Source organism: Psychroflexus torquis ATCC 700755 (assembly GCF_000153485.2).
GTDB classification, from domain to species: domain Bacteria; phylum Bacteroidota; class Bacteroidia; order Flavobacteriales; family Flavobacteriaceae; genus Psychroflexus; species Psychroflexus torquis.
Window position 1 is genome coordinate 4,055,965 of record NC_018721.1, and the last position, 13,481, is coordinate 4,069,445.

Here is a 13,481-nt window from a genome sequence, read left to right on the forward strand (position 1 = left end):
TGCTCTATCCACTTGTTTTATAAAATGCAAATATCTTGTCCTATAATGTTCTGCGTGGAGTTTATCCTGAGCGCAGTCGAAGGGTCACTTTGCTTTGGTAAAAGCGAAAGTTCAATACACCTTTTCCTTTATTTTTTCTTGACTAATGTTTCTTCTGAGATGTTAATGGAACACTTCTTATGCGAAGACGCAGTAGGGAAGCGTAATGTGTGTGGAATGGTAAGCTAGTTAGAAAATGTAAGTAATTTACTCAAAATTTAATTTTACCAATCGTCAAGAGTATTTCCTAATTCTACTGAGTGTTTCACGAGTAATTCCTAAAAACTTGGCGAGTTCTTTTTGAGGAAGGTCTTGAATGAAATAAGGCATGTTCTTTTGTAGATAACTATATTTTTCTTTAGCAGTTAATGCCTGTAAAAAAAATACACGTTCTTCGGATTGTATTAAATATATTTCTAACATCTCCCGAACAAATGTTTCTACTTCGTGATACATTTCAACTAACTGATAACATTTATCTCGAGGTACCTTTAAATAGGTGCAATCGGCTATCACTTTAATCCCTTCGTTTGTAGGTGTACGTTCTACGAAACTACGAAAAGCTGTGACTAAGTCCCCTGCAAAATTAAACCAGATAATATGTTCAGTACCATCTTCCTTATCTCTAAACTGTTTTGTAATGCCCGATTGTAAAATATACAAATACTTACAGGTCGAGTTTGAAGGTTCTAAAATCTCACCTTTACTGGCAAAGCCTTGTTTGAATGCCTCATTAAAATCTTGGTATGCTTGACTATTTTTTAATTTTAAAGCTTCCAACTTTTGGTTTAAGACATCTTGCATAAGTACTTTCCTTATAAAGATAAGCAAAGTATCTAGATCTCAAAGTACGTAATTGACAAATGTCACACATATCCATAATGCCTCGCTATAGATTTGTACAGAAAATAAATCAATTATGGAGCAACAAACAAGAATACCATTATTCCCGATATTCTCTGGAGGGACATTTTATCCTGAGACCTTAAGTCGAATTCTATCGGCCTTTTACGTTTCTAATCAAAAACAATTAACCATAAGAGAGCTTCGAAATAAGACCAATCTAACCAATAAAGAAATCCTTACAGGGCTTCAATTTTTAAGTGGTTTGGGAGAAGTAACTAAAATGTCAAAAGATAAGCTAAGTAGTGATTATTTTTCTTTTAATGTTCCTGGAAATATTGAGAATCTAAAGGGAAACATCAAGAAAAGTAAAGACTTACTAACTGTGCTTGAGCAAATTCTTGATACGAGAGATTCTTCCAATCAAAAACTCAACACCTTCATTAAAGACACCATTGTTTTTTATAGTGAAGTACTTGATTTTATGGACATAAAAATCAAAGAACATTTTAAATCTACGAATTTTTAATCATTATGAAAAAGCACATCATACTCATTTTTTGTTTTTATTTTTTTCAGTTTTTATCTGCACAGCAAAAGACTTATAACATAGGGATTTTGTTAGATACAACTTCAGAAGAAACAGAATTGTTAGTTAAGAAATTAGAAAACGAAATTAAAGCAACCGTTGGACAAGATGCCATCATCAATTTTCAAGAAAAAAAGCGATTGGTAAATAATTACAGCCTAAGTATTGCACAACAGCAATACACACAACTTTTAAACGATGACACAGATATTATTTTGGCACTTGGAGTAGTAACTGGGCAAATGATTAATCAGCAAAAATCATATATAAAGCCTACTATTTTATTTGGTGTCATAAATGCAGATATAAATATTTTAAAAACGAATCAAATAACCTCAAACGTTAATAATTTCACATATATACTAGAACAAGATTCTTATAAAAAAGACTTAGAACAACTAAAATCGCTTACCAATTTTAAAAAAGTAGGTGTACTTATAGAGCAGGCTTTTATAGATGTACTCCCAATAAAAACTACACTTGATGCTATTTTTAAAGATCTAGACGCTAGTTATGTTATTATTCCATTAAATGAAGCAACAAACACTTCGTCAGCACTGAATGCTGTAGATGCCGTTTATTTGGCTGGCGGATTTACTATGCAAGATACCAACATCAAATCATTAGCTAAAACACTTATCGAAAAAGGATTACCATCCTTTACTATTAACAATTCTACACAAGTGGATTTAGGCATTATGGCTACAAATAATTCTCTAAATGATTACAATCAAATAATAAGACGATTGGCACTAACAGTAGAAAGTTATACAAGTGGGAATCCGCTTTCTGAGATGAAAGTGTTAATGACTTCAAAAGTAAAACTTTCTATTAATTACAATACTGCTGAAGCAGTAGGAGTACCTATAAAATATAGCTTAGTAAATGAAGCGGCGTTTTTAGGAAAGTTCGATAATGTGGTTCCTGATGAAAAATATACCCTTGTTGAGGCCATTAATAAGGTGCTAAAAAAAAATATTAGTATACAGGCTGTTAAAGAACAGGTGAAATTATCTGGTCAAGATTTGAAAACAGCTAAAAATAATTATTTACCGGAAATCGTAGCAAGCGGCGCAGCGACTTATATAGATCCAGATGTTGCTGAGTTAGGTTTTGGACAAAGCCCCGAATTTCAAACTTTAGGAAGTATTAATTTACAACAAACTCTTTTTTCAGAACAAGCAAATGCTACTATTAATATCAATAAAAACTTACAAAAAGCAGAGCAACAAGTATTAAAAGCAGAGGAGTTAAATATCGTTTTTGAAGTATGCAATGTGTATCTCAATATTTTAATTCTTAAAGTTAATGCCGAATTACAACATAGCAATCTTAAAGTAACAAAAAAAAATTACGACATCGCCGAGCAAAATTTTGAAGCAGGATTTTCTGGGAAGTCGGATATGTTTCGTTTTAAAAGTGAAATTGCCCAAAATACACAAGCATTGGTTGAAGCGGTAAACCAAATAGAGCAAGAAATTATTCAACTGAATCAGCTTTTAAATAATCCCATTGATGCTAAAATTGATATTGAAGATGCCTCATTAGAGTTAGCGTTGTTTAATGCGGTTGAATATGACACCTTCAAAACATTATTAGATAGTCCAGTAACCAGAAGACCTTTCGTTCATTTTTTAATAGAACAAGCCCAATTAAATGCACCAGAATTAAAAGTAGTTGATTATAATATTAAGGCTATTGAACGTACAGTTAGCCTTAATGGAAAAGGGCGATTATTGCCTACCATAGGTTTGCAGGCACAGTATAATACCGTTTTTAACAGAAACGGCGTAGGAAGCACCTCGCCAGAAGGTTTTGGTTTTACGCTTCCAAATACTAATTATAACGTAGGTGTAACGGTTTCTATACCTATTTTTAATAGAAATCAAACACAAACAAATAAGCAAACCGCTCTTATTCAAAAAGAGCAATTAACCCTTAATCGCGAAAATAGTGAACTGGCTATTAGCAGTAATGTGAACACTAATATACTAAATGTAATTAACCGAATGACAAATATTGATTTGTCTCGAGTATCAGCAGAAGCAGCAAGAGAATCTTTATCGCTGACACAAACGTCATATTCTAACGGTGCTATAAATATTGTCCAGCTCATAGATGCGCAAAACAACTATTTAAATGCACAATTAAACAAAACAACGGCAGTATATAGTTATTTGCTAAGTACTCTTACCGTAGAGCGTTCTATTGGGCATTTCTTCTTATTAAATGATACCAAAGCAAATGCTGCATTCACTTCAAAGTTTTTAGAATTTCAAAAAAATCACAACTAATAACATATTAAACCATAAATAAAATGAAACAGTTTATCAAAATAGTGAGCCTAATTATCCTCATTTGTGTACACATTTCGTGTTCTGAAAAAACAGCAGAAAAACAGCGCCAACCTAAATTGGTTAAATACCAACAAATCGGTTTATCTATCACTTCAAATAATATAAGTTATAGTGGTGTATCTCAACAAAATTTAGTTATCGATTTAAGTTTTAGAACTAATGGTACGATTACCAAATTAAATGTAAAACTAGGTCAACAGGTAAAAAAGGGAGAACTATTGGCAACCTTAGACAATGTAACTTCAAGATTGTCGTATGAACAAGCTTTAAATAATAAAAACGCAGCAAAGTCTAGTTATAATACCGCAAAATCTAGTTTAGATAGAGCACGAACTTTATACGAAAAAGGAAGTACTTCTTTAAGTGATTTTGAGCAAGCAAAAAATGCATTCAGTACTGCGAATCAAAATTACGAATCATCAAAACGTGCGATAGGTATTCAGCAAGAACAAATTAACTATGGCTATATCTATGCGCCACAAGATGGTGTTATTGCTGCAGTTCTATCTGAAATTAATGAGAATATAGCTACAGGACAATCAATAGCAACTTTAAACGCAGGTGATTTGATGGAAATTAAACTGGGCATACCGGAAAGTAATATTAATAGGATTCATAAAAACGATAAGGTTGATGTCGTATTTTCAGCAATTCCTAATCAAACATTTAAAGGGTTTGTAAGTGAAATTGCACCCGCTGTTTCAGCTGAAGCTTCTACATATCCTGTTCGTATTACATTAAATGAATCAATATCAGCTATAAAAAGCGGTATGGCTGCTTCAGTTCGCTTTCAAGAAAACAATATAAAAGCTATTCAAAAGTCTTTAATCGTTCCTCCACAAGCCGTAGGAGAGGATTACAGTGGTAAATTTGTGTTTCTTATTGTAGAAAAGGACAGCACATTTAGTATAAAAAAGCAGACTGTTAGTATTGGCAAATTAGTTCAAAATGGATTTGAAATTCATTCAGGAATTAATACAGGCGACCGCATTGCTGTGGCTGGTTTGCAAACACTTCTAGATGGTCAAAAAGTAAGATTACAATAGTCTAAAACCACAAAATTATGAACATAGCAAAGTTTTCCATCAAAAAAAGCAGGATTACCTTAATGGCTTTAGGAACCATTATTTTATTTGGTATTTCTATATATTCAAGCCTATCAAGAGACAGTATGCCGCCTTATACGGTAAGGGTAGCAAATATTATAACCGAATTTCCTGGTGCGAGTCCAGAACGTTTAGAGCTTTTGGTAACGGATAAAGTTGAAAAAATATCGCAAGAGTTACCAGAGCTTAAGGATGTAAAAAGTACTTCTAGAACAGGATTATCTGTTGTTACAGTAACATTAAAAGAAGAGGTAAGTCCAGAAGAACTACAGACTGTATGGAACAGTTTACGACGAAAACTAGATGGGATGGAAGGTTTACCTAATAATGTAGCTCCTTTTTTAGATGATGACGGTATTGGCGATGTGTATGGTATTGTTGTAGGTTTAGTTTCAGATGGTTTTTCATATGCCAAGATGAAACCCTATGTCGATGCAATAAAAAATGATTTTATTAGATTACCAGATGCTGCTAAAGTTGTATTAGGAGGTGTGCAAGAAGAACGTGTTTTTATAGAATTTGACAACACACGCTTAAAATCTTACGGTCTATCTACCATAAAATTGCAGCAGATTGTTCAAAATACTAATATTCTGTCTTCAGGAGGGGAAGTTAATTTGGGTAACGAGCGTATTATTTTAGAACCTACAGGAAATTTTGAAACCATAAGTGATATTAAAAATATGCTTGTTCCAATAAACGATAAAGGTTCGCTTGTAAAACTAGGGGACATCACTACCATTAGTAAAGGATATATAGATCCATCGGAACAACGTGTGAGAATTAATGGAAATGATGCAATTTCACTTCACATTAATCTCAAAGAAAATTCAAATATTATTGAGTTAGGAAATGAGGTTAACAGTATCATTCAAAAATGGCAAGATAAATTACCTGTAGGTTTAGAGATACAACGTGTTTCATCTTTAGATACCTATATTGACGATAAGGTAAGTGGTTTTGTTATTAATTTATTACAATCTATTGGTATTGTATTATTAGTAATGCTCGTATTTTTAGGATTCAGAACAGGATTAATTATCGCTAGTTTAATTCCTATTGTAACGATCATGACTTTGCTCATAATGGGGTTAATGAATATAGGTTTAAATCAAGTAACCCTAGCTGCATTGATTATGGCGTTAGGAATGTTGGTCGATAATGCCATTGTAGTTGCCGAAACTGTTATTGTAAAAATGGAAGAAGGGCTATCGGCAAAAAAAGCAGCAATAGATGCCTGTTCGGAGCTATTTACACCACTACTTATTTCAACATTAACAACTTCGATTGCCTTTCTTGCGTTTTATTTATCGCCTACAAATATGGGAGATATTGTGGGTCCTATTTTTATAATAGTATCCATTGCATTGCTATCTTCTTGGGTTGTTGCATTAAGTGTTATTACCACATTTTGTTACTTATTTTTAAAAGTAATACCTAAAAAAGAACGTAAACAGAGCAGCATAGATAAGGTTATCAATAATTTAAAAAAACAGTACAAAAATATTATTATTAAATCATTACATCACAAATGGAAAGTGGTTAGTGTTATTGGTATTGCTTTTATACTATCATTAGTAGGTTTTACTCAAATTCCGTTTTTATTTTTTCCAGATAGTGACCGTAATATGATTACAGTTGATGTTAATTTACCTGAAGGAACCAAAATTGAAGCAACCACAGCTGTGGTAAAAGAATTAGAGCAGTATATGAAAGATTCTTTACAAGTAAATAATAAGCGAAGCAATGGGATATTAGATTGGTCTTCATATATCGGTCAAGGTCCAGAATCTTATGATTTAGGATATGCTCAGGATGAAGCCAACTCAAACTATGCACATATTATGGTAAATACCTCTTCATTTGAATTTAATAAAAAGATGATAGCCAAATTAGATGCTTTTGGATATGATAATTTTGCAAATGCAGATATTCGTGTAAAAGCGCTAGCAGCAGGAGGAGGAACGGTTCCTATTGAAATAAAGCTTATTGGAGAAAATTCAGATGAACTAGCCAAAATAGCAGCGGCAGTAAAAACGCGTTTGTCTAAGATTTCAGGAACAAAAAATGTAAAAGATAATTGGGGGCCAAAAACTAAAAAATTCATTGTTCAAATAGACCAAAATAGAGCACTCAAAGCAGGTGTTAATAATCAAGATATAGCCATTTCACTTCAAACCAATCTAGATGGTTTTCAAACTGGAGAATATCGAGAAGACGATAAATCAATTCCTATTTTAATGCGTAATGAAGTGAATAAAAAACAAACATTAACGTCTTTAAAAACACTCAATATTTACTCGCAAACCACCGGTAAAAGTGTTCCTTTATTGCAAGTAGCCGCTATTTTACCACAATGGCAATATGCATCTATAAGACGTTATAATCTTGATAAATCTATTAGTATTACGAGTGAACTGCGGGAAGGTGGTAATGCAGCTACTATAACTACTGAAATTGCATCTTGGTTAGCATCACAAAAAGAAAACTGGCCAACAGATTATACCTACGAATTTGGTGGAGATGAAAAAGAAACCAACGAAAATATGGGTTCTGTCATTAGTTATTTGCCACTTTCAGGGTTTATAATTGTATTACTACTTATTATTCAGTTTAATTCGTTTAGAAAAATGACTATGGTCGTATCTACCATTCCTTTAGCACTTATTGGTGTCGTGATAGGTTTATTAATTTTTAGAGAACCTTTCGGGTTTATGCCTTTTTTAGGAACTATTTCTTTAGCAGGTATCGTTATTAATAATGCCATCGTGCTTATTGACCGAATGGAAATTGAACAAAAAAACCTGAATAGAAGGGTAGAGGATGCCATAATCACAGCTTGTTTACAACGCTTTAGACCTATTCTACTAGCAACTTTTACGACAGTTTTAGGATTAATTCCACTGTATTTAAGTGGTGGTGAACTCTGGGAAGGTATGGCGATAAGCATTATGATTGGGTTACTTTTTGGAACAGTTATTACACTTGTGTTTATTCCCACGTTATACAGTATTCTATTTAAAGTAAATTATAAAGACTACACCTTTGATGACCGTTTATTAGACGACTAAATTGGGAATTAATTTACAGTTTATTAAAAGCCTGTAGCGTATAAAAAGCATTACAGGCTTCTTTAATTGATATATGTCACAGATTTTTTTTACATATGGATATGACAACTTTGTATGGTACAAAAATAAATGCCTAAAAATTGAGTCATGAAAACTATTATAATCGATACATTATTAATCTTAAGTTTTATTACTGCATTTGCTCAAGAAAAAGAAAACAAACACTATACGTATGAAGTTGAATTAGGAACAGACAATGATTTTTTAATTGCACATAAATCCACGGATAAATATTATACTTACGGAATTAATGCTTCTTTTAGATGGCACCCAAAAAGCGCTAATTTTTTAAATAAGCTCTTACCAAATAAAAGGGGGTATTTTCAAAGTTTAGGTATTAATATTGAGGGATATACTCCAGATTATAAATCTAAAAATTATGAAACAGATAGACCTTATGCTGGTTGGAGTTATGTGGAATTCCAATCTACGTACGGTTTTGAAAAGTCATTTCTTCGTCTGGGAATAGATATAGGTATTCTGGGACCAGATTCTAAAGCAGGTGTTGTTCAAAATTGGTTTCACGAACATATAAGTCGTGATCAAGTTTTAGATGGTTGGGAAAATCAAATAGACAATCAGTTAGGAATAAATATACGTGCATACTATGCACAGATTCTTTTTGAGTCTAAAATATTTGATGTTTATGCTTCAGTAGATGCCGCTGTAGGTAATATTTATACCTATGTTAATCCTGGTATTAACTTTCGTTTCGGCGTATTCAATCCAGTATCAAAAAGTATTGCATTTAAAAATACCATACTTGCAAACAAATCTAACAAAGAGGTGTATGTAGATGCTGGTGTTGCTACCAAAATTTCAGCTTTTAATGCGACCATTCAAGGTTCAAAAATCAGTGAAATCAACTTAATTAATAGTAAAGAAATTAACAACTTCTTTTTTAATAGTCATATAGGTGTTTATTATGCTTTGAACAGATGGGCAGTAGGAGCTAAACTCATGTATTCAAGTGGGGAATTAAAAGATAATGATAGTCAACAATATACTATGATTAGTGGTTCTTATAGGTTTAATTAACTGTACCAAAAAAAATAACAATTTAAAAACTGAAAAGCACACAAATGCAAACTACAAAAAGAAGTATAAAAGAATACCTAAAACGATTAATAAGGTCTACTTTTTTTTGGACTATTAGCATGGCGCTATTTAGCATTTTTAGATACTTTGCATTAGTAGATGAACCGGGTATTAGTATTAATATTGAATATAAAGGCTTTTATAATTTTAGAGCTCATATTTTAAGTTTTGCTCTAGGTGGATTTTTGATAGGAATATTATATGCTACTATTGAATTTTTAATTGATAAGTTTATTGCTAAAAGAACATCACTAGTATTCACTATTATACTAGAAATTGTTTTAACGTTTGTAAGTATTATCAGTATTTCTAATCTAGTTTTAAATTGGTGGGTAAATTTAGAAAACATTCCTTTTATTATAACATCTAACTGGTGGTATAAAGATAATTCTTTTCTTCCTGCACTAATTTATGTAGGTATCAGTATCATTTTGTATTCATTAATTACCATTGTTTTTGAGAAATTTGGTAAGGGCGAATTTTTTAATATGCTTCTTGGTCGTTATAAGCAACCACAGGAGACCAAACGTATTTTCATGTTTTTAGATTTATCAAGTTCAACTACTATTGCTGAACGGTTGGGGCATTACAAATACAGTCAATTTATTCAGGATTTCTTTTATGATTTAAACGAAGTTTCTGTAAACTATGAGGCGGAAATATACCAATATATTGGCGATGAAGCCGTGCTTAATTGGTCTTACAAAAAAGGGATTTATAACAATAACTGTATTCATTTTTTTTATGCATTCAAAGAAAAAATACAATCTAAATCTAAATATTATTTAAAAAAATATAATGCCATTCCAGAGTTTAAAGCAGGCATACACGGAGGCACTTTAATGGTAGCCGAGGTTGGAGTGGTAAAAAAAGAATTGGCATATCATGGAGATGTAATTAATACCGCTGCTCGTGTTCAGGCAAAATGTAATGACTATAATGTGTCTATTTTAATAACAAAAAATCTTTTGGACGACCTAAATATTCAGGGGGCTTTTTCAACTACAAAAATGGCGCAGGTATTTCTAAAAGGAAAACAGGAAATAGCCGAATTGTATACACTTAACTTGTTTTAATATTTTTAAAAAAAAATAGAATTATTGATATTCTTTATAATGGAAGCTCATAACATCATTGTTAAAAAGAGGATCATAGTCGATTCTAATGTCATCTATACCAGACCTTTAACGCGTTGGGAGAGGAAGTTCAATACATTAATGGGCAAGACAAGATTCAAGGTAGAGCGTACACTTGGAGGAATAAAAAGATGGTTTAACGGAGGATTAGCAAGATATCGAGGAATAGAAAAAATGCATACCCAAAATCTTATGGAAGCCATGTGTTACAATTTGTATCAAAGTCCAGGTATAATAAATCTAATTGTAAAATTTAGGAGAAAACAATAAGAAAAGTAACTACAAAGGCTAGAAATAGAATTTAAAAAGAAGATTTTAGAAAAAACATCAAAAATAATCAGCATTAAAAATAGATTATTGCGAAATCATTGGATTATGCAACGGTCTTTGTTTTTGTGAAGATTGTTTGGATATACACAAATTTTTAATTTACACGTGTTGACGAACGTTAAAACGCCCACAGACTAATTGTTATTGAGAGGTTTTAAAGCTTTCTGGGATATTTCACATTATAGAGGGTTAAAACTTATCATTTAGTATAAGCTTAGATCTCAAAATGTCTGACACATAATCCTTTATAGATTTAAAACCGACACAACGAAATTATGGATAATAGTATCGACAATGTTCCATATACTTGTTTTGTAAATCGTCAATATGTTGTCCTATAATTTATATTATGTAAAATAGAAGTACATAAATTTAAGTTGGACTATAAACATCCTTATTATCTTTTACTCTTCTTTTGGTTTTGTAATGGCTTTAAGTGTTCCATTATATTGAATGGTATTCCGTTGAGATGACCAAATATTAATCATAGCACTTAAACTTGGGTATACGGTTAAACTTACATCATAGTTTTCATTACTGTCCTTATCCCTGACGTTAAACTCCATAAGGTAGTAATCTTTATCCTTATCTTTGGTTAGCGTTAAGTCTTTGGGAGTTGATTTAAAGTCAATACCACCTCCAGCAGAATTACATCCACCGCCCATTTGGCGTTCTCCGTAATACGGTAAATTGGCAGAAACGGTATCGTTCTCGAATTTAAATATATTCTGATTGCCCTGTAAGTTTATCTGTGAGGCATTGTCTCCTGGTCTAAAAAGTCCAGCATTGACCAACTGATTCAAACTGTTGGTTGCCAAAGGTCTGGCCCATTGGAGTTCTATTTCAAAATTCTGATTCGTAATTAGTTTTTCTAAGCTTGCCTTTTCTTGAGCCGTGTACACCTTTGAAGATCCACAGGAAACGATGCTCAACAGTATAACTATTGAGGCAAAAAATACTAATGGTTTATTGGTTTTCATGATAATGGATTTATGATCTAAACACAATGTCAATACCATGTTGGTGTTCAACGCGTTTAGCCTAGATTTATAAAACCATCTTTAATTTTGGAAATCACCGCTTGCGCTGCAGACTCTCCATTTAACATTGCTGCATTAATCGAACCATTCGCTAACTGATCCCCCGCTAAAAAGATCTGATCTTTTAATTGAGTCTCCGACTTTGGCAGCATATAAGTCACTGTTTGCATAATTGGTAAAGCTTTCTCAATATGGTAAAACCGCTTAAACTCTAAGGGGTCTATGCCTACATAGGTTTTTAAATCTTCTGTAATTTTATCCTTGAGTTCTTCTTGCGATAACTCATGGGGTTTAACGATACTCACCGATAATAAATGTTCCTCAGCTTTTGGTTTGGACACGTAATAAAAATTATTCACTAATGCCTCATCGTCTGCAATCAAGCCAATCATCGGTTCTTCAAAGACGCGTTGCTTTACGCTTAGGTAATAGTTATCAACGCTTTTCCAGAGCGTATGCTGATTATTTAAATTAGAGATAAGGTGAGAAGCCTCAGTGGCGATAATCACAAAATCGAACTGCTCTACTCCTCCATTTTTAAATATAACTTGCTGATCTTGAATAGATTCTACAGGTGTATTAAAGTGAATTTTAGTCTGTTTCAATTGAGCCATCAGTTGATTTGGAATGGCTTGTATGCCCTTTTTGGGGATGGCAGCACTTCCTTTACCAAACATCTTATAAACAAATTCAAATTTTCTGGACGAGGTCTTTAACTCGTGCTCTAGGAATATTCCTGTAAAAAAAGGTTTGAAGAAATTATGAATGATGTCTGATGAAAATCCGTAATCCTGAAGATAGCGTAAAGTGGTTTTTTCTTCAGCTAAAAAAATATCATCAAAGCTTTTCTTTTTAAGCTCAGTATTGAGTTTTAAGATTTTAAGTTTATCGGCGAAACTTCCTATTTTTGAGGTTAAGGTTGGAAACAATAAGCTTAATTGTCGCAAGGGATCTCCTATCTTGTCTTGCTTTCCTTGATTGTATATGACAGCGCCAGGGTAGAATTTCTCAAGTTCTAACAAGTCGTAGTTTAAGTATTTTTGAGTTGCTGGATATTCGGTGAGCAAGACTTGAAAGCCATGATCGAAGGTATACCCTTCTCTATAATCTGTTTTCACTCTACCTCCTGCTCGATCTGTAGCTTCAAAAATTTCTGGTTGAAAGCCTGCGTTTTCCAGATTAATAGCAGCAACGAGGCCGCTCAATCCCGCTCCTATGATAGCGATTTTTTGATCTTGCATTGATGTATTGTTTTGTCCAATAAGGTCTAAATTCTCTATAGATATAAACCTCAAAATATTACTAAATGTTTCTGATCCCCAGCATTAATTCTTACTTTAGAAAAAACACGTTAACCACAAGCAACAAAGATATGGGAGTTATAGCAAAAAGTAATCGCGAATTAAAACTATATTATCATCCAGATAGTAGGATTGCCGTACAAAGTATTGCGATCGCTGAAGCCACCAAAGCTCAAAAAGTATTGATTAACCTTATCGAAGTTAAAGTGACTGAAACTCAGTGGGCAGAACTTTCTAGACTTCTGAATAAGCAACCTTCAGAATTAATAAATACCGATCACCCTTTTATAAAAAAAACCTTGAGTGACCATCCAAAATTAGATGAAAACCAAGCCTTAAAGGTATTGGCTAAAAATCCAGAAGTCTTGATGCATCCCATTGCCATGCGTGGTGAAAAAGTAATTGAAGTAAAGGGAATTAATGATTTGATGGCTTTACAAGAAAACGATTCTAAAGACGCTAAACTGCCTTAGATATAAATAAATACGTAGACTTTAGTACATGACAAAAA

At 32.7% G+C, this 13,481-nt stretch carries 11 protein-coding genes; 8 read left to right on the top strand and 3 right to left on the bottom strand.

Annotated elements, in window-relative coordinates; translation table 11 throughout:
• Positions 1 to 273: 273 nt before the first annotated feature.
• A complete protein-coding gene (locus P700755_RS17370; protein WP_015025919.1) occupies positions 274 to 843 on the bottom strand; it encodes a Crp/Fnr family transcriptional regulator in 570 nt (189 codons plus the stop codon).
• Between the two features lie 115 nt (positions 844 to 958).
• On the opposite strand from P700755_RS17370, the gene P700755_RS17375 reads away from it, so the two are divergent.
• The 7 genes from P700755_RS17375 to P700755_RS17405 all read left to right on the top strand — a co-directional run bounded on the left by P700755_RS17375 (position 959) and on the right by P700755_RS17405 (position 10,569).
• A complete protein-coding gene (locus P700755_RS17375) occupies positions 959 to 1,411 on the top strand; it encodes a hypothetical protein (protein WP_015025920.1) in 453 nt (150 codons plus the stop codon).
• Between the two features lie 200 nt (positions 1,412 to 1,611).
• The gene (locus tag P700755_RS17380; RefSeq protein WP_169314470.1) at positions 1,612 to 3,765 is read left to right on the top strand and encodes a TolC family protein; all 2,154 of its coding nucleotides are present in this window, start codon (positions 1,612 to 1,614) and stop codon (positions 3,763 to 3,765) included.
• Positions 3,766 to 3,788: 23 nt separating this feature from the next.
• A complete protein-coding gene (locus tag P700755_RS17385) occupies positions 3,789 to 4,874 on the top strand; it encodes an efflux RND transporter periplasmic adaptor subunit (protein WP_015025922.1) in 1,086 nt (361 codons plus the stop codon).
• Between the two features lie 17 nt (positions 4,875 to 4,891).
• Entirely contained in the window at positions 4,892 to 8,005 is a 3,114-nt protein-coding gene (locus P700755_RS17390) for an efflux RND transporter permease subunit (protein ID WP_015025923.1), read from the top strand.
• 147 nt (positions 8,006 to 8,152) lie between these two features.
• Positions 8,153 to 9,103 carry a lipid A deacylase LpxR family protein gene (locus P700755_RS17395; protein ID WP_015025924.1) on the top strand — a complete coding sequence of 317 codons (951 nt, stop codon included), beginning with the start codon at positions 8,153 to 8,155 and terminating at the stop codon, positions 9,101 to 9,103.
• 44 nt (positions 9,104 to 9,147) lie between these two features.
• Positions 9,148 to 10,239 (top strand): adenylate/guanylate cyclase domain-containing protein, encoded by a 1,092-nt coding sequence (locus P700755_RS17400; protein ID WP_015025925.1) that lies wholly within the window; start codon positions 9,148 to 9,150, stop codon positions 10,237 to 10,239.
• A gap of 24 nt (positions 10,240 to 10,263) precedes the next feature.
• Positions 10,264 to 10,569 (top strand): transposase, encoded by a 306-nt coding sequence (locus P700755_RS17405; protein ID WP_157609335.1) that lies wholly within the window; start codon positions 10,264 to 10,266, stop codon positions 10,567 to 10,569.
• Positions 10,570 to 11,033: 464 nt separating this feature from the next.
• Here the strand turns inward: P700755_RS17405 and P700755_RS17410 are convergent, their stop codons facing one another.
• Together P700755_RS17410 and P700755_RS17415 are read right to left on the bottom strand one after the other, a co-directional pair.
• On the bottom strand, positions 11,034 to 11,609 hold the full coding sequence (locus P700755_RS17410; protein WP_015025926.1) for a DUF4251 domain-containing protein: 576 nt from the start codon (positions 11,607 to 11,609) through the stop codon (positions 11,034 to 11,036).
• 56 nt (positions 11,610 to 11,665) lie between these two features.
• Positions 11,666 to 12,910, bottom strand: a complete 1,245-nt coding sequence (locus P700755_RS17415; RefSeq protein WP_015025927.1) for an NAD(P)/FAD-dependent oxidoreductase — start codon at positions 12,908 to 12,910, stop codon at positions 11,666 to 11,668.
• Between the two features lie 65 nt (positions 12,911 to 12,975).
• On the opposite strand from P700755_RS17415, the gene P700755_RS17420 reads away from it, so the two are divergent.
• Positions 12,976 to 13,443 (top strand): arsenate reductase family protein, encoded by a 468-nt coding sequence (locus P700755_RS17420; protein ID WP_015025928.1) that lies wholly within the window; start codon positions 12,976 to 12,978, stop codon positions 13,441 to 13,443.
• Positions 13,444 to 13,481: the final 38 nt, after the last annotated feature.